The sequence below is a fragment of the Catenulispora rubra genome, assembly GCF_015356825.1.
Taxonomy (GTDB): Bacteria; Actinomycetota; Actinomycetes; order Streptomycetales; family Catenulisporaceae; genus Catenulispora; species Catenulispora rubra.
In genome coordinates this window covers 26,505-44,872 of record NZ_JAACYW010000018.1, presented here as the reverse complement: position 1 = coordinate 44,872, position 18,368 = coordinate 26,505, and the positions used below count along the sequence as shown (strand labels likewise).

The following is an 18,368-nucleotide window of genomic DNA, read 5'->3' as shown; positions in this document are numbered from 1 at the left end:
AAAAGCGACTTGGAGCGGAAGCCGTGCCGGGCCGGTGATTATCAGAACACATACATGATCGGGGCACGGGTGTCCACCCGCGCCGGACGCCCCGCCGGGGCTCACACGGGTGGCGCACAATGGTGATGTGTGCTGCCCTACTAATAATCTGTAGTGATCTATTACATCGCGGGGGACGGCAGAAAGGGGCACGGCGGGTGGATGAGCAAGCCGCTGCGGACCGGCGGCGAAAGCTCGACGCGGTCCTGGCTGACCTGCGCGGCGAGTGCGGTCCGACGCTGCGCGTGCTCTCCGGCGAGGCCGAACGCCGAGCGTACGAGACCGACGCGCTCACCGCGCACCGCGTTTTGCCCGGTCTGGTCCTGCTCCCCGCCGATCGCTCCCAGGTCGCCCCGATCGTCCGGGCGTGCCTGCGGCACGGCGTCCCGTACGTCGCACGCGGCGCCGGGACCGGTTTGTCCGGGGGCGCGCTGCCGGCTGAATCAGGGGTCGTCATCGCATTAGCAAAGCTCAACCGGATACTTGATGTGGATCCGGACCGGATGGTGGCCGTCGTGGAGCCGGGCGCGACCAACCTGTCGATCAGCGCGGCGGTCGCCGGATTCGGGCTCTACTACGCGCCCGATCCCTCGTCACAGGTGGTGTGCACGATCGGCGGCAACGTCGCGGAGAACTCCGGGGGCGCGCACTGCCTGAAATACGGCTTCACCTCGCATCATGTGCTCGCGGTCGAAACGGTGCTGCCGGACGGCACGACTGTGGTGCTCGGCTCGGATGACATAGAAGCACCTTGTTATGACGCACCCGGCTATGACCTGCGCGGAGTGTTCGTCGGCGCCGAGGGAACGTGCGGTGTGGCCACCCGGATCGCGGTGCGGCTGCTGCGGAAACCGGAGGTGGTCCGGACGCTCGTCGCGGACTTCCCGGACGTGCCCTCGGCGTGCGAGACGGTCAGCGCGGTCATCGCCGCCGGGATCGTGCCCGCGGCCATCGAGATGATGGACAACCTGGCCATTCGCGCCTGTGAGGACGCCGTGCACGCCGGCTACGACCGGGAGGCGGCGGCCTCGCTCATCATCGAGCTGGACGGCCCCGCCGAGGAGTGCGCGGAGCTGTTCGAGCAGGTCAGCGCCCTGTGTTCGGAACACGCCTGCACCCGGCTGCGCATCGCCGCGGACGATGCCGAGCGCGCGGCGATCTGGGCCGGTCGCAAGGCCGCGTTCGCGGCGATGGGAAGGCTCTCTCCGGAATTCCTTTTGCAAGACGGAGTCGTACCGCGGACCCGGCTCGCTGAGGCATTGGCCGGAATTGCGGACCTTTCTTCGGCCGCAGGGTTGCGTGTTGCCAATGTGTTCCACGCGGGCGATGGAAACCTCCATCCCCTCGTTTTGTACCGCGAATCGGACGGCGAGGGTCCGGCCGCCGAAGCGCTCGCCGCGGCGATCGCGGAGCTGTGCGTCGCACTCGGCGGATCGCTGTCCGGCGAGCACGGGATCGGCGTGGACAAAGCGTGCTCGATGCCCAAAATGTTCTCCCCCGCGGACCTGGCGGCGATGGACCGTCTGCGTGCCGCGTTCGACCCGTCAGGGCTGTGCAACCCCAACAAGGTGTTCCCGACTCCCGCGTTGTGCGGCGAGGCCCGGGCCGGGGCCCATCAGCCGCACCCGCTTGAAGAGACCGGAAAGATCCAGAGATGGTAGGCGCTTCCTCCTCCGCATCCACGCCCGGCGGGCATTCGTCCGCCGGCGGCTCGTCGGCGTCCCACGGCTCGTCGGCCGACGGCACGCCGGGCGCCGAGGCGTCCCCCGGCCCGCGCTCGATCACGCCGACGACGGTGAAGGACCTGCGCGACGCCGTCACCACGAACGGCGCGGTGTTGATACGCGGTACGGGCACGGCGACCACGTGGGGCGCCCCGGTGCGGGACGCACGCACCATGGTGTCGCTGGCCGGCATGGACCGGGTGCTGGACTACCGGCCCGCGGACATGACGGTGCACGTCCAGGGCGGGATCCGGCTGGACGTGCTCCAGGAGGAGCTGGCCGAGCACGGGCAGTGGCTGCCGTACGACCCGGCGCGCTCGGAGGCGACGATCGGCGGGCTGCTGGCCACCGGCGACGCGGGGCCGCGGCGCATGGCGTACGGGTCGCTGCGGGAGCTGGTCATCGGCGCGACGATGGTGTTCCCGGACGGCGCGATCGCCAAGAGCGGCGGGCACGTCATCAAGAACGTGGCGGGATACGACCTGGCGAAGCTGTGCCACGGATCGCTGGGGACGCTGGGGGTGGTGGTCGAACTCGTGCTGCGGGTGCACCCGCTCCCCCAGACCTCCCGCACGGTGATGGTGCGCGACGTCGACACCGCCTCGGCGCAGCGGGCGACGTGGGCGCTGACGAAGTCGGCGATCGAACCGACGGCGGTGGAATGGTGCGAGCCGGAGCAGGTCCTGGCGGTGCGCTTCGACGGAACCGCCGACGGCGCCGCGGCGCGGGCGGCGGCGGCGCGCTCGATGCTCACGGGGAGTCTGGCGGAACTGGATGAAGGTGAGGCGCACAGCTTCTGGGAGTCGCACGCGGCGCGGGTCGTCGCAGAACCCGGAGACACGGTGATGCGCGCGGCCACCCGGCCCGGCGTCGATCCGGCGCTGGTCGGAGCGCTGTCGGCGTGGGCGGATCGGGCGGGGGTCAAGGCGCTGCTGACGTGCAGCCCGGCGACCGGCGCCTACACGGTGCGCATCACGGGCGCCGATGCGAAGGCGCACGCGGAGGTGGTGAAGAACTGGCGCGCCTCGGTCGAGGCGGTCGGCGGCTTCGTGATGCTGCGGCGACGGCGCCCGGGAGTGGACGCGATGGTGGAGTCCTGGGGGCGCGCGCCGGGGAGCGTGGAGGTGATGCGGCGGGTTAAGGGGAACTTCGATCCGGAGAATCGGTTTGCTCCGGGGCGGTTCGCGCCTTGGTTTTGAGGGGTGTGTTGGTCTGGGATTACAGGCGATTTTTGCTGCGTACGTCAGGCGGTCGGCAGTCCCCCGGTGACATTCTCCGGCTGCCGCACCGGCTCTTCCTCGGGCTGCTCGGCCTCGGTCCAGCCGAACGCCAGGGAGGCGCCGACCATCGCCAGCAGCATGCCGATCAGGAAGCCGCCGAGGTTGCTGGTCATCCAGCTGGCCACGGCGAACAGCAGGGACAGCACCGAGTAGAAGGTGCGGTGCATCGGGTCGAAAATCAGGCACAGGCCGAGCACCACCAGCAAGACCGGGACCGCGTAACCGGCCAGGCCGTACATGCCCATGTGGATCGTGACCTTCATGGCGGCGTGGTAGAGCGCCAGCATTTCGCCGCCGCCCAGGCCCACCAGTAGGCCGCCCCAGAAGGGGCGGGTGCGGCGCCAGTGCCGGAAGGCACGGCGCGCTCCTCCGTGCTCCTCGGGGGCCGGGGCCTCCGGGAAGAGGAGCGCGCCTTCTTCGTGTTCTGTCACCGTTCAGCAGCCATTGCTCTGGAAGCTCATGCTCAGGCCCGGCAGCGAGAACGTCGATGCGGTGGTCGCGTAGCTGTCCTGGCGGACGTTGTCGATGTCGACCGTGTCTGCCTGCTGCGCGAAGGTGAACGGGTGGCCCTCGATGGACGGGACCTCGGTCAGGGTGCTGGCGTCGCGGCCGATCTGGATGTTGTTGAACGTCGCGTCGCCGGACAGGTCCGTCGAGTCCAGCACCAGATTGGTGGCGTGCACCGGCGTGGAGCCGGTGCCGGCCCTGATCACCAGGTTGATGCCGACCAGGTTGACGCTCTGGCACAGGTTGGTGATCTGCGCGTCGCCGATCACCGAGGTCATGACCACGGCCTGGCCGTTGGTCTTCTTCAGCCAGGGGTTGCCCGGCAGCCCGTGGTCCAGGTCGCCGTACTGCTGGAAGTTCGACCCGTGCAGGTGGCTCGCGGTCACCACGAACGGCATGCCCGAGATCGCGAACTGCACGCCGAGCGCGCCCTGCGCCGTCAGGATCACGAGTGCGCCGGTGGTGGCCAGGGCGGCCACTCCGGGTATCGCGGCGCGACGGTAGCGGACTTTGCCTTCGGGCTTGACGGATTTCGTCGCCATTCGGCTCCCTTCCGTTCCTGTCACCAGGCGCAGGTGATGCCGGCGCGATCGCCTGGACGAGATGGAACCAGCACCGGCACGGCTGGAATGTGACATGAGTCACCTGCTAGGTGACTGACGGGTAACATACTCTCAGGGTTTTGAATCGGTCAACCGTTCGGAACCTGATTGTTCGGGCGCTGATTCAGTCGCTGCCGATACCGGCGTCGGCCTGCGGCGGGACGCACGGGGCGACCGAGCGCGGATGATCTGCCAGGGCGGCGTGCGAGGCCTTCGCGGCGATCTCGGGGCCGACGAAGGGCGCGACGACGAAATACACCAGATGAGGCAGCAGGTTCGGCAGTTCGGTCGCGCGGCCGTTGGCGATGTACCGGTAGAGGGTGCCGTAGGCGCCGGCGACCACCGCGTTCACCAGCTCCCCGCGGTCCACGGCCGGCGGCGTGGCCGGGGCCAGGGCGAAGAAGGCCTCGAAGTCGCGCAGGCGCTCGGAGCGGGCCTGGCGGCCGGCCGGGCCGACGGCGTCGATCTCGACGATCGCGGTTGTGGCGAAGGCCGGGACGCTGGCCAGGACGTCCAGCAGGACGCTGAGAACCGCGCTGGTGGCACGGGTCCAGGTCTCGACGTCGGTCTCGTACTCGGCGGCGGGGCAGGGGATGTCGGCGGCGGCGGTGACGTCGTCGGCGGCGTGCGCGGTGACAGCATCAGCGCCGTCTACGACCTCGTCGATGCGGACCTCGTCGATGTCGACCGCGTCGCGGAAAGCGTGGCGCAGCATCGCGAATAGCACATCGGTCCCGTGCCGGTAGGCGGCCAGGAACGCCCCCTGCTTGCTTTCGAAGTGCTCATAGAACGCCGGCCGCGTGACGCCGGAGACCCGGCAGATGTCGCTGACCGAGGCGTTCGCGTAGCCGCGCTCGGCGACCGTGCGGACCAGGCCGTCGTACAGCCGGTCCCGCTGCGTCGCCACGACCTGCTCGCGCGGCACCCGGCTGGGCCCGCGTTTGATCGCCCGCTGCGGATCACGCGGGGAACGCGCGCCGGGCAGCGGGGCCAGAACGGGTGAAACAGGCATCTTCTCCCCCGGGGGCTTGACTGGAGAACTCCGCGGAGTTACAACTCCCACGGGTTTTGTTACCGGCCGGTATCAGAGTGTGATCTGTACTCGAACCCTGCAAATCTGAATTCGACCCCTGCAAGAGCGCTCTTCGATCTGCACAAACGCCTACTCGAACTTGCTTCTCCCCGGCGTCGTCGTCGACGCAGTCCCCGCTCATCTGACATCCCCGCTGACGAGGGAGCGTGAACATGGCTGTCCCAGGCCTGTTCCATCGGTTCAGAATCCATCGGTTCAGAGAACGTACCGTCGCCGCGTTCGCGGCCGCCCTGGTGTTCGCCGCCGTGGCCGCCTCGCCGTCCGCGGCCGCGACCGGGCAGCCTTCGGGCCCGTACACGGGCATGGGCACGTGCCCCACCTCCAGCACCCAGATGCAGGACCCGAACCAGGCCGTGGTGGGCTGCGTGCTGGCCACCATAGGCGGTGGCGGGTTTTCTGTGGGTTCCACTCAGGTGAACTTCAGCTCACCGATGACCGTCACGTTCGGCGTCACCTGGGCCAAGGGCGGCCCGACGGTCACGTTCCCGGACAAGACCAAGGCGCAGCTGTTCTCCACCGTGACGCCGACCGACGGCACCGAACTCCAGGCCAGCCCGCTGGACGTGCCGATCCCCGGCCTGTCCAACTTCTGGCCCGGGGTCACCAGCGCGATCGTGCAGATCGAGCTGGCCGGTCCGATCGCGAACTTCGCCCCGCTGTCCGCCGGGGAGAACTACCCGCTGTTCCAGCTGCCGATCAAGCTCCATCTGATGAACCTGTTCCTCGGCCCCGACTGCTACGTCGGCTCCGACAGCGCCCCGATCGTCCTGAGCCCGACGGCCGGGACCACGAGCCCGCCGCCGCCGAACCAGCCGGTCAAGGGCAGCACCGGGACGATCTCCATCGGCCGGGATCCCAACGGCTTCAGGCCCACGATCGTCGGCTTCAACGGCGCGACGCTGAACGACAACGCGCTGTCCGTGCCCTCGGCGCACGGCTGCGGCCTGTTCGACACCGCCGACTGGATCGTGAACCTGTTGTTCGGGCTGCCCTCGGCGGCCGGCCACAACGCGATCACGCTCTCCTCGGTCACCACCGCGCTCGCCGTCGACAACAGCGACAGCGACCTGATCAACGCCATCAACGCCACCAGAAAGTGAGTCCGTCATGCGCACCCGTACCCTCGCCCTGACCGCTCTGGCCGCCGCCGGCCTCGTGCTCGGCGCGGCCGGCCAGGCCGGCGCCAGCACCGGCGGCGTGCTGACCGTCGGCAGCACCGGCGGCACCAACGTGAACGTCGGCGACACCCTCACCGGCGCGATCAACAGCGACTTCATCTTCACCACCAGCAGCGGCACCATCGACTGCAGCACCGGTTCGTTCACCGCCGGCGTCACGGCCAACCCGGCCGTGGGCGCCGGCAACGCCACCGAGTCCATCACCGGCCTGCACGCGGACCCGGCGAACTGCAGCACCTCCATCGGCGGGACCTTCGGCGTGGTCAGCGTGGAGCTCAACGGCGCGGCGCACGGCACCGTCGTGGACGGCGCGCACCCGACGCTGAAGGTCACCAGCCTGGACGAGCAGGTCACGCTGGCCTCGTTCCTGGGCGACGTCACCTGTGACTACGGGACCACCGGCTCGGTCACCGAGATCGACGGCGCGCTGTCGAACGCGACCAAGTCGATCAGCTTCGCGACCCAGAACGTCAACCTGATCAGCGGGTCCGGGCTGTGCCCGAGCAGCGGCACGTTCAGCGGCGGCGTGGGTCCGGTGCTGGACTCCTCGCAGAGCAACCAGGCGACGTACGTCAATTAAGGGAGCGCCGCGGGGCGGAAACTGACAGCGAGCCCTCACAACCACTACGCTGAACCGCCCCACAAGCGGAGGGGCCCGGTCGGGCTCCGGGCTCCTCCGCTTCTTGCGTTGTTTCGGTATGTTTTGCGGCAATCTTTGCGCTGCATTCCGCCGTCGTGCGCGCTATCTGGTCCGGTCCAGGTACCGGCGGCCGAGCTCGACCAGCGCCGGGACCGCCGCCCCGGCGCGTTCGAAGCCCTCGCCGAGGGTCAGGCCGTGCTCGTGGCGGTAGTGGATGCCCTCCAGGATCACCGCGAGCTTGTAGTGGCTGAAGGCGATGTACCAGTCGAGGTCGTCGACGATCAGGCCGGTCGCGCTCTGGTAGCGGTCGACGATCTCGCGGCTGCCGGGGAAGCCCTCCTGGTTGGTGAGGCCGCCGCCGCTGGCCGCGAGGATGTCCTTCGGCGGGTGGCCGGGGTCCTCCCAGTAGGTGAGCAGCAGGCCGAGGTCGGCCAGGGGGTCGCCGAGGGTGGACATCTCCCAGTCGAAGACGGCGGCGACGGAGGGGACGGCGGGGACGGCTGGGCGATCTGTTGGCCCGCCTGGGTTTGCGGGCGTGTCCCTACCTCCGACCGCAACGCCGGGCAGCCGCATCATCACGTTGTCCAGCCGGTAGTCGCCGTGCAGGATCGTCGAGCGCTGGGTCACCGGGACGGCGGCGCGCAGCCCGTCGCCGAGCTCGAACAGGCCCCTGATCTCACGGCTCTGCGATGACGCGTACTGCCGGTCCCACCGGTCCAGCTGCCGGTGCAGATACCCGTCCGGACGCCCGAAATCGGCCAGCCCCACCTCCGCCGGATCGACCCGGTGCAGCGCGGCGAGGACGTCGACCAGGCTCTCGCCGATCGAGCGCCGCTGCGCCGCGGTGAGCGCCGCGCACTGCTCGCGCGTCCGGAGCACCACGCCGTCGACCTTCTCCATCAGGTAGAACGGCGCGCCGATCACGTCCGGATCCTCGCACAGCACGTAGGCGCGCGCCACCGGCACGGTCCCGGTGCCGTGCAGCGCGGAGATCACGCGGAACTCGCGGCGCATGTCGTGCGCGGTGGGCAGCACGTGCCCGAGCGGCGGGCGGCGCAGCACCCAGGCGCGGCCGTCGGCGTCGCGGAGTTCGTAGGTGAGATTGGAAAGACCGCCGGCGATCAGCTCGGCGGTCAGCGGGGGGCGGGCGTCCACGTGCGGGACGGCGGCGAGGTAGCCGGCGACGGCGGCCGGGTCGAGCCCGGACAGGACGGGCGCGGCGGGGTCTGTCACCCTTCGAACGGTATGGCCTATCGTTCCGTCGCGGAAGAGCGAAGATTGCAGCACGAAGGAGCAACCTGTGGACATCCGACTCGACGGCAAGGTCGCCCTGGTGACCGGCGGTTCCCGCGGCATCGGCCAGGCCATCGCGGCCACCTACGCGGCCAGCGGCGCCCGGGTGGTGATCAGCTCCCGCAAGCTCGACGGCCTGGAGCGCGCCGCCGAGGAGATCCGCACGCAGGTCCCGGACGCCCAAGTGCTGCCGTTCGCCGCGCACGCCGGCGACCCGCAGGCCGCGCACGACTGCGTGAAGTTCGCCGTCGACACCTTCGGGACGCTGGACATCCTGGTCAACAACGCCGCGACGAACCCGCACTTCGGCAACGTGATCGACGTGGACGCCGCGCGCTTCGACAAGACGGTCGAGGTCAACCTGCGCGGCCCGCTGATCTGGACGCAGGAGGCATGGCGCCAGGCGATGAACCCGGAGGCGGCGCAGCCCGGCGGGTGCGTGATCAACCTGTCCTCGGTCAGCGGCCTGCAGTTCAACGACCCGCTCGGCGTCTACGGGACCACGAAGGCGGCGCTGATCCACCAGACGAAGCACCTGGCGGGCGAACTGGCGCCGGCGGTGCGCGTGAACGCGATCGCGCCGGGCCTGGTGAAGACGGAGTTCGCGCGGATGCTGTGGGAGGGCGCCGAGCCGGACGCGAAGTACCCGTGGGCGCTGGAGCGGCTCGGGGAGCCGCAGGATATTGCGAACGCGGCGCTGTTCTTGGCGAGCGGGCTGGCTTCGTGGATCACCGGGGAGGTGCTGGTGGTGGATGGTGGGGCAATGATCAAGGGTGGGATTTGAGGGGTGGCGCTCACTCCCCTGAAGCGCGAGCCGCAGCCACGAGCCCTGCGGCGATCCGCGCGACGTCCTCCTCCCCCGTCACATACGGCGGCATCACATACAGCAGCTTCCCGAACGGCCGGATCCAGACCCCCTGATCCATCGCCGCCTTGGTCGCCACGCGCATGTCCGTCGGCTGCTGCATCTCGATCACCCCGATCGCGCCCAGCACCCGCACGTCCGCCACGCCCGGCAGCTCGCGTGCCGGTTCCAGGTGCTCCGTCAGCAGCTTTCCGATTCCGGCGACCTGTTCGCGCCACGTGCCTTCCAGCAGCAGCCCGGTCGAGGCGTACGCCGCCGCGCATGCCAGGGGGTTGGCCATGAACGTCGGTCCGTGCATCAGCACCGGGGCCTCGCCGCTGGAGATCCCGTGCGCGACGCGGGTCGTGCACAGCACCGCGGCCATCGTCATGTAGCCGCCGGTCAGTGCCTTGCCGACGGTCATGATGTCCGGGCTGACGCCGGCGTGCTCGGCCGCGAACAGCTCGCCGGTGCGGCCGAAGCCGGTGGCGATCTCGTCGAAGACCAGCAGGAGGCCGTGCTCGTCGCACAGCGCGCGCAACACCTTGAGCACTTCGGAGTCGTAGAAGTGCATCCCGCCGGCGCCCTGCACCACTGGCTCGACGATGATCGCCGCGAGTGTGTCGGCGTGCCGTGACGCCAACTGCGCCAGGTGCGCGGCGTACTCCTCGGTGAGGGTCTTCGGCGGGCGGTCGGCGAAGACGTGCTCGGGCAGCACGTCGGCCCAGAGCTGGTGCATGCTGCCGGCCGGGTCCGTCACGGCCATCGCGCCGAAGGTGTCGCCGTGGTAGCCGCCGCGGACGGTCATCAGGCGCGTGCGGGACGCGTGCCCCTGCGAGCGCTGGTACTGCAGGCACATCTTGATCGCGACCTCGACCGAGACCGAGCCGGAGTCGGCGAAGAACACGTGCTCCAGACCGGCCGGGGCCATGGCGGTCAGGCGTTCGGCGAGGCGGACGGCCGGGGCGTGGGTGAGGCCGCCGAACATCACATGCGCCATGGAGTCCAGTTGGTCGCGGACGGCCTGGTCCAGCACCGGGTGCCGGTAGCCGTGGATCGCCGACCACCAGGAGGCCATGCCGTCGACCAGTTCGCGGCCGTCGGCCAGGCGGATGCGGACGCCGTCGGCGCCGACCACCGGGAAGGGCTCGACCACCGAGGGCATCGGGGCGTAGGGGTGCCAGACCTTGTCGCGGTCCGCGGCGGCGAGTTCGGGGGTCCAGGGCAGTGCGTCGGTCTGTGCATCAGTCTGTGCATCGGTCTGTGCATCGGTCAGCGCGTCGGTCACCGGGCAATGAAAACACTTCGGCGTGCGCGGCTCCCATCGCCGCTCGTCACGGGGACGCCCTACTACCACTGTTCAAACTTCTGGGGGACAACTCGGTGCGCCTTCCGCCGTTCGGCTCATCGATCGGCATATATGAGGAGGAAGCGGCGCACATGTATCGGTATGCACCGCTCATCCGCCACGAACCTGAGGAAGACCAGAGTGCGCACCGGGACCCCGCGCCACACCCGCCGGACCCTCGGCGTCGCCGCCGTCGCCACGCTGCTCGGCGGGGCCCTCGGCTCGGCCGCCGCGCCGGGCGCCGCGAACGCCACCGTCCAGCCGGTGGCCACGCCGATTCCGCTGACCAGCGTGCCGTCCGACGGCTCCACCGGCATCCGGACCGAGGTGCCGGTGAGCGTCACGGCGCAGTCCGGGGAGAAGCTGGCCGCGGTCACGCTGGCCGCGCCGGACGGGAACGCCGTGCCGGGGTCGCTGAACCCGGAGGGCACCGTGTGGACCGCGGACGGCCATCTGCGGACGCACACCAAGTACACGCTCACGGCGATCGGCGTCGCCTCCGACGGCAGCCAGGTGACGCGGACCTCGTCGTTCACCACCTTCTCCCCCTCGACCGACAGCCAGCTGAAGTTCCAGACCACCGAGCCGCAGAACGGCGACCTGGTCGGCGTCGGCATGCCGATCCTGGTGCAGTTCACACACCCGGTCACGGACCGCGCGGCGGTGGAGAAGGCGCTGGTCGTGCGGACCGACCCGCCGCAGCCGGGGCACTGGAGCTGGCTGTCGGACGCGCGGCTGGACTGGCGCCCGGAGAACTACTGGCAGCCCGGGACCAAGGTCCGGGTGTCGCTGAACCTGGACGGTGTGCCGGCCGGGGCCGGGCAGTACGGCGGCAGCGACACGTCGTTCGCCTTCAACGTGGGGCGCAAACAGCTCTCGCTGGTAGACCTGTCCAAGCACGAGATGACGGTCTACGACAACGACAAGGTGCTCCGCTCGATGCCGGTCACCGGCGGCAAGCCGGGCAACGACACCTGGGGCGGGACCATGGCGGTCATCGACAAGGCAGCGTCGGTGCACATGCAGTCGCGCACCGTCGGGTTCGGCGACGCGTACGACATCCCGAACGTGCAGTGGGCGATCCACCTGACGTATTCGGGCACGTACATCCACGCCGCGCCGTGGTCGGTCGGGTCGCAGGGCTATGCGAACGTCAGCCACGGCTGTGTCGGACTGTCGACCGACCGCGCGGCCTGGCTGTTCCAGAACACGCTGCCCGGGGACCTGGTGCAGGTGGTGAACTCGCCGAAGACCGTCGCGCCGGGGAACGGGTACGGGGACTGGCAGGAGAACTGGAACCAGTGGCTGAGCGGGAGCGCGGTGAAGGCCTAGGCTTTCACCGGCAGGCGGGCCTCGGCGGCCAGCCGTCGCCCAGCCCCAGCCCCCGGCGGCGGGCCGGGACGGTGCGCGCTTGACCTGGAGTCGACTCCAGGTCGTAGCGTCGGCGGTCATGACGATGAACTATCGCGTCCTCGGTGCCACCGGCATCGAAGTGAGCACCTACGCACTCGGCACCATGATGTTCGGCGCGATCGGCAACCCCGACCACGCCGACAGCGAGCGGATCATCCACGCCGCGCTGGACGCCGGGATCAACTTCGTCGACACCGCGGACATGTACTCCACCGGGGAGTCCGAGGAGATCGTCGGCAAGGCCCTGAAGGGCCGGCGGGACGACGTCGTGCTGGCCACCAAGGTCCACTTCTCGTTGGACGGCGAGCGCAACCACGGCGGCAACTCCCGGCGCTACATCACGCGCGCCGTCGAGGACAGCCTCCGGCGGCTGCAGACGGACTGGATCGACCTGTACCAGATCCACCGGCCGGACCCGAAGACGGACATCGAGGAGACCCTCGGCGTCCTGACCGACCTGGTGCGCGCCGGCAAGATCCGCTCCTTCGGCAGCTCCACGTTCCCGGCCGAGCAGACCGTCGAGGCCTGGCACGTGGCCGAGCGCCGCGGCCTGATGAAGTTCCGCACGGAGCAGCCGCCGTACTCGATCCTGGCCCGCGACATCGAGCGCGCGCTGCTGCCGACCGCCGAGCGCCTGAACATGGGCGTCCTGACGTGGAGCCCCCTGGCCTGGGGCTTCCTGAGCGGCAAGTACCGCCGCGGCACGGACGTGGACTACACCGTCGGCCGCGCGGCCCTGCGCGCCGACCGCTTCGACCCCGCGCTGCCGGCCAACGCCGCGAAGTACGACGCGGTCGAGGAGCTGGTGAAGCTCGCCGACGATCTGGGCGTCACCCTGCCGCAGCTGGCGACGGCGTTCCCGCTGGCGCACCCGGCGGTGACCTCGGTGATCATCGGCCCGCGCACGATGGAGCAGCTGGAGTCCTCGCTGGCGGGGCAGGACCTGGTCCTGGACGACGCGACGCTGGACCGCATCGACGAGATCGTGCCGCCGGGGACGGACCTGGCGTGGGTGCGGGACGGCGGCGGCTGGCTGCCGCCGGCGCTGAGCGAGAAGGCGCTGCGGCGGCGCGGGGTTGAGGACCGGGCTGCGGCCACGGCTACGGCGGAGGAGCCGGTGGACGAGGCGGCGGCAGCGGAGGAGCCGGAGCCGGCGTCGGACTCGGCGGACGATTCGGCCGAGTGAATGACCCCGGGATCCGCGGGTGGGCGGGAGCGCCCGCGGATCCCGGTCCGAGCGGAGATAATCGCAGCATGATCGAATCAGTCGCCACCGTCGCCACGGACCGCCCCGCGCGCTATCTGAAGCAGCTGGTCTCGCACCTCGGCCGCGAGGTCGACGCCGAGCAGTCGGAGGACGGCCAGAACGGCGCACTGATCTTCTGCTCCGGAGGCTGCACCCTCGCCGCCGAACCCGGCACCCTGCGCATGACCGCTCGCGCCGAGGACGTCGAACGACTCGCGGCAGTGGAGGCCGTGGTGGCGCGGCACCTGGTGCGGTTCGGGGAGAAGGACGAGCTGGTGGTCGAGTGGTCGGCCGCGGCGGAGGTACAACCAGGTGGCGCCGAGCACGGCGAGCTTGCGGCCAGCGAAGACTCGGCGGTCTAGCCTCTTCGTAGACAGCGGCCCGCATTCCCTTGCGTGTCACAGGATTCGTGCTGGTCAGCGGTCCCGGCCGGCGCGCACCCGCCGCACCAAGTCCCGCGCCGCGTCGTCCCAGTGCGTGTGGGCGAAGCGGAAGCCGGCGTCGGGTAGGCGGCCGGGGATCACGCGGCGGCTCTTGAGCAGCAGCTCGGTGTCGGAGCGGAGGGCGAAGGCGCCGATCGCGGCCATGGTGCGGGTCGCGGGGAGGGCGATGGGTGTGCCCCAGGCGTGGCGCAGGGTGCGCATGAAGTCGCGTTGGGGGAGGGGGTTCGGAGCGGCGAGGTTGATCGGGCCGGTCAGGTCGGGGTGGGCGGTCAGGAAGTCGAGGGCGGCGACGAAGTCGTGGTCGTGGATCCAGGACACGTACTGGCGTCCGCCCGCCACGGGGCCGCCGAGGCCGAGGCGGGCCAGCCAGGACAGGTAGTCGAAGATGCCGGCGCGGGCGGGGCTCATCACCATCGCCGAGCGGAGTGCCACTTTGCGCGTGTGCGGGGTGTCCGCCTCGGCCTGTTCGCGCTCCCAGTTCTTGGCGATCTCGACGCTGTAGGCCCAGTACGCCGGCACGCCGCTCTCCGCGCCGCCGATGACCCCGTCCTCGTCGTTCGGTGCGCCGAAGGTGTGCTGGTAGATGGTCGCGGTGCTGGCCTGGAGCCAGACCCGCGGCGGACGCTCGGCGCGGGCGATCGCCTCGCCGACCACCCGGGCCGAGAGCACGCGCGAATCCATCATCTCCCGGAGGTTCGCGGGCGTGTAACGACAGCTGACGCTGCGTCCCGCCAGGTTCAGCACGACGTCGCACCCGTCGACCTCCCCCGCCCACGCGCCGAGCGTCCGCCCGTCCCAGCGCACCTCGTTCGGCCGCCGCGGATTCCGGCTGAGCACGACGACCGAGTGCCCGGCCGCCGTGAACGCACGCTCCACCACCGTACCGACCTGTCCGGACCCGCCGGGTATCACGATCTTCACCTTGCGCCTCCCCTTTAAGCGATCGCTCAAATCGTAGCGGAGGGAGGTTTTGCGCAGGTCGGCGGGGCCGGATCATCTCAAGACACCCGAGTGCTAGGCGCCGTAGACCGTCGCCAGCCTGCCCAAGCCGTCCGCGCCATACCCCTGCGCGACGGCCCGGTCGATCGCGGCGTGTACGGCGTCGAGCATCCCGGTGTCCAGGCCGTGTGCACGCGCCGTGGCAGTGATGTGCCGGATGCTGGAGGCCGCGGAGGCGATCGTCGAGCGCGTACCGGGGAACTCCCCACTTTCGATCTGGACGGCGAACCGCGTCGCCATCTCCGGCAACAGACCGCCGATGCCGGAGGCGAAAGCCGCGAACTCGGTCGGGGCGATCCCTTCGGCGGCGGCCAGGGCGAAGGAATGCAGCAGGCCGTTGGTCGCGGTCGCGAACAGGTCCAGGAGCGCCACGTCGAAGGCGCTCGCGCGGGCCGGGTCGGGGCCGAGGTAGACGATGCGTCCGCCGAGGACGGACAGAGCCGGTGCTACGACGGCGTGGACCTCCGGGTCACCGCTCAGCAGGACCGTTCCGGCCGGCGTACCGATCATGGGCGTCGGTGTGAGGATGGCGCCGGGCAGGTAGGCGATGCCCCGTGACGCCGTCCACGCCGCCGTCTCCCGCACCTGCCCGGGATCGCCGCTCGTCAGATTCACCAACGGACGCCCGCCGAACTCGACGCCGTCCACGACACGACGCACCGCCTCGTCGTCGATCAGGCACGCCACCGCGACATCCGCCGCAACCACCGCCTCCGCGACCGAACCAGCCTCCACAACCGGTTCGGACAGCGCCGCAGCCTTCCCCGGCGTCCGATTCCACACCGTCACCACATACCCGGCGCGGGAGAACGCCGAGGCCAAAGCCTGTCCCATCGGGCCGAGGCCGAGTACTGCGATCTTCTGTACATCACCGAACTTCTGTGCATCACTTTCCATGCCGCGAAGCTAAAGCCTCACATTGACGTGAGAGTCAACCCCGCGCTCTCCTGATGTCATGAAGATCGGCGAACTCTCCCGCCGCACCGGCGCCTCGATCCGGGCCCTGCGCTACTACGAGGAACAGGGCCTGCTCGCCCCGACCCGGCTGCCGAGCGGTTACCGCGTCTACGACGAACGCAGCGTCGCGACTGTGCATCGCATCCGCATCCTGCTCTCCGCTGGGCTGGGCACATCGGCCATCGGCGAGATCTTGCCGAACGTCTACGACGACTCCGTGGTCCTCACCGGCCGCTGCCCGGAACTGCATGAGGGCCTGGCTGTCGAGCGTGCACGCATCACCAAGCAGATCGAAGACCTGGAAGCGGCGCGGGACATTCTGGACTCGCTGATCGGACGACCTCTAGTGATCACCACCGGCTGAGGCAAAATACCCCAGCTCAAACCGCCTCGGTCACAGCCCCCAGCAACGTCGGCAGAAAGAGCCGCTCCAACGTCCCCGGCGGCAACTCCCCCGGCTCCACATAGCTCTGCGCCAGCGCGCCCTCGCGAATCGCGATCAGCATCCTGACCAGCGACTCCAACTCCACCCCGGCCCGCACTCGCATCCCGGCGCGCGCCAGCAGCTCCCCCAGCAGCTGCACCGCCTCCGCGCGCAGCCCGGCGTCGTGCTCCGCGAGCCGCTGCGCCGCCTCCGGGTCCCGGATCGCCGACAGCGTGAACTCGGTCGTCACCAGGTACCAGGTGCGCTCGGCCTCGTCGAACTCCGCGAGAGCCGCCGCGATGTCCGCCAGCGTCAGCGGTCCAGTGCCGAGAGCCGCGGCCTGCTTCTCGAAGCGTTCCAGGACGCGCTCGGCGTGCCGGTCGAACAGCGTAAAGAAGAGCTCTTCCTTGCTCGCGAAGTTCGAGTAGAACGCGCCGCGCGTATAACCGGCGCGTTCGCAGACGTCCTCGATGCGCGTGCCGCCGAATCCGTTCTCTGCGAACGCCTCCAGCGCCGCGTCGAGAAGCTTGGCCAACGTCTGCGGCCGGCGCTTCGTCGTTCCCTTGGGCACGGGCTCTTGACACCTCCTCCTGGAGCGGGAAACGATACAGGAACGCATCCGATACGGAAATGTATCCGATAACCGGAAGGGCCGCCATGACCACCACCGAACCGGACGTTCAGCACGTCGAGCAGGCCGTGGGCAACGTCGCCCAGGAGCTCTACTTCCCGGTCCCGCCGACCTTCGACGACGTCGCGGCCGAGCGCCGGTACCGCAAGGAGCAGCTGGCCGCGGGTTTCCGGATCTTCGGCCGGTTCGGCTTCTCCGAGGGGGTGGCCGGCCACATCACGGTGCGCGACCCGGAGTTCCCGGACACGTTCTGGGTCAACGGGTTCGGACAGTCCTTCAACCAGATCAAGGCCTCCGACCTGATCCGCTGCGACCACGAGGGCACCGTCCTGGAGGGCCGCTTCCACGTCAACCGCGCCGCGTTCGTCATCCACGCCGAGGTGCACCGCGCGCGCCCGGACGTCATCGCCGCCGCGCACTCGCACTCGCTGCACGGCAAGGCCTTCGCCTCCCTGGGCATCCCGCTGGACCCGATCACGCAGGACGCATGCGCCTTCTTCGAGGACCACGGCCTGTACCTCGGATACGGCGGCGTGGCCAGCGACGTCGAGGAGGGCAAGCGCATCGGCGCCGCGCTGGCCGGCTACAAGGCCGCGATCCTGCAGAACCACGGCCTGATCACGGTCGGCGAGTCGGTGGCCGAGGCGGTGTGGTGGTTCGTGACGATGGAGCGCTCGTGCCAGGCGCAGCTGCTGGCGATGGCGGCCGGGACGCCGAAGCTGATCGACCGGGAGACGGCGCTGATGGTGCGCGAGCAGATCGGCGGGCACTTCGCGGGGTGGTTCCAGGCGCGGCCGCTGTGGGACCAGATCACGGTCTCGGACCCGGATCTGTTCGGCTGAGTCGGCTGAGTCGGCTGAGTCGGCTGAGTTAGAGCACTTACTTGGGACAGCGCTTCGATTGACGCAGAAGCGTCAGTCGAGCCATTCCAGGAGCACGTCGGTGTCGTCGGCCTGCATGGAGCTGCGCACGACCGGGTCCATGAGCTCCACCGAGCCGACGTGCTCCAACTCCAGCGCCCACACGGCTTCGAGCCCGGCCAGTTGGGCCAGCCGCGCGTAGCCGCTGCGCAGCGTCGTGCGGTTCTTCAGGCGCAGGCAGCGGCGCAGCGCGTGCTGCACCACGACCGCGTCGCCGGCGTATGTCAGGGGCCATGCATAGTCGGTCGGTCCCCAGGCGCCCACGACCGACGGCATCACGCGCCCGACCCCGCCCAGCTGCTCGCAGCGCCGGACGACGGCGATCCGTACCGCCTCGGCGGTGGTGTCGTTGACGAACACGGCCTGCAGCACCTCCGGCGCGATCCCCGGCCGCCGCACCAGCCGCATCCGCGCGCTCTGGGCCGCGCGTTGATGGCCCGCGATCCACAGGTGCCACCGCCGCGGCCCGGGTAACCACACCACCGCACGCTGCGCGGCCCACGCACATCCGCGCGGGGTCACCCGCGCGATCAGCACCAGCGTGAGCACGATGGAGAACACCGCTACGACGGCGTGGATCACATCGGTTCACGGTAACGCAGAACGCTGAGGAAGGTGCGCGGCTGTTGCCTGGTGAGTGTTGCCAAAAGACAACTGGCAACCGCCGGGTCCGCGAACGGCGACCGGCCCCGCGCGGCGAGCGAGCGATCCGAACCACGACAGACCGCAACCACCAGCCGCCCGAACGCGCGCGCCGCGCCGCAGGCACCGCCGAACCCCGAGCGAC

The 18,368-nt window shown here is 70.0% G+C and carries 19 protein-coding genes; 10 read left to right on the top strand and 9 right to left on the bottom strand.

The features are described from left to right. Positions 1-197 precede the first annotated feature (197 nt). Both GWK61_RS07980 and GWK61_RS07975 read left to right on the top strand, forming a co-directional pair. The gene (locus GWK61_RS07980) at positions 198-1,700 is read left to right on the top strand and encodes an FAD-linked oxidase C-terminal domain-containing protein (protein ID WP_323747457.1); all 1,503 of its coding nucleotides are present in this window, start codon (positions 198-200) and stop codon (positions 1,698-1,700) included. After that, positions 1,694-2,962 (top strand): FAD-binding oxidoreductase, encoded by a 1,269-nt coding sequence (locus GWK61_RS07975; protein ID WP_194906588.1) that lies wholly within the window; start codon positions 1,694-1,696, stop codon positions 2,960-2,962. Before GWK61_RS07980 ends, GWK61_RS07975 begins: the two co-directional genes overlap by 7 nt. 44 nt (positions 2,963-3,006) lie before the next feature. Here GWK61_RS07975 and GWK61_RS07970 read toward each other — a convergent pair whose 3' ends face one another. The 3 genes from GWK61_RS07970 to GWK61_RS07960 form a co-directional block, all read right to left on the bottom strand. Beyond that, a complete protein-coding gene (locus GWK61_RS07970) occupies positions 3,007-3,474 on the bottom strand; it encodes a DUF6114 domain-containing protein (RefSeq protein WP_194906586.1) in 468 nt (155 codons plus the stop codon). A 3-nt stretch (positions 3,475-3,477) separates the two neighbouring features. Further along, positions 3,478-4,092 (bottom strand): DUF6230 family protein, encoded by a 615-nt coding sequence (locus GWK61_RS07965; protein WP_194906585.1) that lies wholly within the window; start codon positions 4,090-4,092, stop codon positions 3,478-3,480. 184 nt (positions 4,093-4,276) lie between these two features. Further along, positions 4,277-5,164, bottom strand: a complete 888-nt coding sequence (locus tag GWK61_RS07960; RefSeq protein WP_194906583.1) for a TetR/AcrR family transcriptional regulator — start codon at positions 5,162-5,164, stop codon at positions 4,277-4,279. 233 nt (positions 5,165-5,397) lie between these two features. On the opposite strand from GWK61_RS07960, the gene GWK61_RS07955 reads away from it, so the two are divergent. Beyond that, positions 5,398-6,345 carry a hypothetical protein gene (locus GWK61_RS07955; protein WP_228561920.1) on the top strand — a complete coding sequence of 316 codons (948 nt, stop codon included), beginning with the start codon at positions 5,398-5,400 and terminating at the stop codon, positions 6,343-6,345. Between the two features lie 7 nt (positions 6,346-6,352). Continuing rightward, entirely contained in the window at positions 6,353-7,003 is a 651-nt protein-coding gene (locus GWK61_RS07950; RefSeq protein WP_194906581.1) for a hypothetical protein, read from the top strand. Between the two features lie 162 nt (positions 7,004-7,165). On the opposite strand, the gene GWK61_RS07945 is transcribed toward GWK61_RS07950, so the two are convergent. Next, complete coding sequence (locus tag GWK61_RS07945) at positions 7,166-8,296, bottom strand: phosphotransferase family protein (protein ID WP_194906579.1); 1,131 nt, start codon at positions 8,294-8,296, stop codon at positions 7,166-7,168. 67 nt (positions 8,297-8,363) lie between these two features. Between GWK61_RS07945 and GWK61_RS07940 the strand changes: the two genes are divergently transcribed. Next, positions 8,364-9,140 (top strand): SDR family oxidoreductase, encoded by a 777-nt coding sequence (locus GWK61_RS07940; protein ID WP_194906577.1) that lies wholly within the window; start codon positions 8,364-8,366, stop codon positions 9,138-9,140. A gap of 10 nt (positions 9,141-9,150) precedes the next feature. Here the strand turns inward: GWK61_RS07940 and GWK61_RS07935 are convergent, their stop codons facing one another. Further along, positions 9,151-10,428 carry an adenosylmethionine--8-amino-7-oxononanoate transaminase gene (locus GWK61_RS07935; RefSeq protein ID WP_194906652.1) on the bottom strand — a complete coding sequence of 426 codons (1,278 nt, stop codon included), beginning with the start codon at positions 10,426-10,428 and terminating at the stop codon, positions 9,151-9,153. Between the two features lie 261 nt (positions 10,429-10,689). Between GWK61_RS07935 and GWK61_RS07930 the strand changes: the two genes are divergently transcribed. The 3 genes from GWK61_RS07930 to GWK61_RS07920 all read left to right on the top strand — a co-directional run bounded on the left by GWK61_RS07930 (position 10,690) and on the right by GWK61_RS07920 (position 13,569). Further along, complete coding sequence (locus tag GWK61_RS07930) at positions 10,690-11,880, top strand: L,D-transpeptidase (protein WP_194906575.1); 1,191 nt, start codon at positions 10,690-10,692, stop codon at positions 11,878-11,880. Between the two features lie 124 nt (positions 11,881-12,004). Beyond that, positions 12,005-13,147, top strand: coding sequence for an aldo/keto reductase (locus GWK61_RS07925; protein ID WP_369125566.1), 1,143 nt, complete (start codon positions 12,005-12,007; stop codon positions 13,145-13,147). 68 nt (positions 13,148-13,215) lie between these two features. Beyond that, the gene (locus GWK61_RS07920; RefSeq protein ID WP_194906573.1) at positions 13,216-13,569 is read left to right on the top strand and encodes a DUF2218 domain-containing protein; all 354 of its coding nucleotides are present in this window, start codon (positions 13,216-13,218) and stop codon (positions 13,567-13,569) included. 54 nt (positions 13,570-13,623) lie between these two features. Here the strand turns inward: GWK61_RS07920 and GWK61_RS07915 are convergent, their stop codons facing one another. Then, positions 13,624-14,571, bottom strand: coding sequence for an epimerase (locus tag GWK61_RS07915; protein WP_194906571.1), 948 nt, complete (start codon positions 14,569-14,571; stop codon positions 13,624-13,626). A gap of 93 nt (positions 14,572-14,664) precedes the next feature. Next, positions 14,665-15,546, bottom strand: coding sequence for an NAD(P)-dependent oxidoreductase (locus tag GWK61_RS07910; protein ID WP_194906569.1), 882 nt, complete (start codon positions 15,544-15,546; stop codon positions 14,665-14,667). A gap of 58 nt (positions 15,547-15,604) precedes the next feature. Here GWK61_RS07910 and GWK61_RS07905 point away from each other — a divergent pair, with 58 nt between their 5' ends. After that, entirely contained in the window at positions 15,605-15,970 is a 366-nt protein-coding gene (locus tag GWK61_RS07905; protein WP_194906567.1) for a MerR family transcriptional regulator, read from the top strand. A 16-nt stretch (positions 15,971-15,986) separates the two neighbouring features. Here the strand turns inward: GWK61_RS07905 and GWK61_RS07900 are convergent, their stop codons facing one another. After that, positions 15,987-16,601 (bottom strand): TetR/AcrR family transcriptional regulator, encoded by a 615-nt coding sequence (locus GWK61_RS07900; protein WP_194906565.1) that lies wholly within the window; start codon positions 16,599-16,601, stop codon positions 15,987-15,989. An 86-nt stretch (positions 16,602-16,687) separates the two neighbouring features. On the opposite strand from GWK61_RS07900, the gene GWK61_RS07895 reads away from it, so the two are divergent. Beyond that, entirely contained in the window at positions 16,688-17,503 is an 816-nt protein-coding gene (locus GWK61_RS07895) for a class II aldolase/adducin family protein (RefSeq protein ID WP_194906563.1), read from the top strand. A gap of 72 nt (positions 17,504-17,575) precedes the next feature. Here GWK61_RS07895 and GWK61_RS07890 read toward each other — a convergent pair whose 3' ends face one another. Continuing rightward, positions 17,576-18,163, bottom strand: coding sequence for a hypothetical protein (locus GWK61_RS07890; RefSeq protein WP_194906561.1), 588 nt, complete (start codon positions 18,161-18,163; stop codon positions 17,576-17,578). Positions 18,164-18,368 lie beyond the last annotated feature (205 nt).

Bases quoted from the DNA above. Each gene is read 5' to 3' on its own strand.
- GWK61_RS07905 (WP_194906567.1), top strand. From the start codon at position 15,605: ATGAAGATCGGCGAACTCTCCCGCCGCACCGGCGCCTCGATCCGGGCC.
- GWK61_RS07955 (WP_228561920.1), top strand. From the start codon at position 5,398: ATGGCTGTCCCAGGCCTGTTCCATCGGTTCAGAATCCATCGGTTCAGA.
- GWK61_RS07910 (WP_194906569.1), bottom strand. From the start codon at position 15,546: ATGGAAAGTGATGCACAGAAGTTCGGTGATGTACAGAAGATCGCAGTA.
- GWK61_RS07965 (WP_194906585.1), bottom strand. From the start codon at position 4,092: ATGGCGACGAAATCCGTCAAGCCCGAAGGCAAAGTCCGCTACCGTCGC.
- GWK61_RS07950 (WP_194906581.1), top strand. From the start codon at position 6,353: ATGCGCACCCGTACCCTCGCCCTGACCGCTCTGGCCGCCGCCGGCCTC.
- GWK61_RS07925 (WP_369125566.1), top strand. From the start codon at position 12,005: ATGAACTATCGCGTCCTCGGTGCCACCGGCATCGAAGTGAGCACCTAC.
- GWK61_RS07975 (WP_194906588.1), top strand. From the start codon at position 1,694: ATGGTAGGCGCTTCCTCCTCCGCATCCACGCCCGGCGGGCATTCGTCC.
- GWK61_RS07960 (WP_194906583.1), bottom strand. From the start codon at position 5,164: ATGCCTGTTTCACCCGTTCTGGCCCCGCTGCCCGGCGCGCGTTCCCCG.
- GWK61_RS07895 (WP_194906563.1), top strand. From the start codon at position 16,688: ATGACCACCACCGAACCGGACGTTCAGCACGTCGAGCAGGCCGTGGGC.
- GWK61_RS07920 (WP_194906573.1), top strand. From the start codon at position 13,216: ATGATCGAATCAGTCGCCACCGTCGCCACGGACCGCCCCGCGCGCTAT.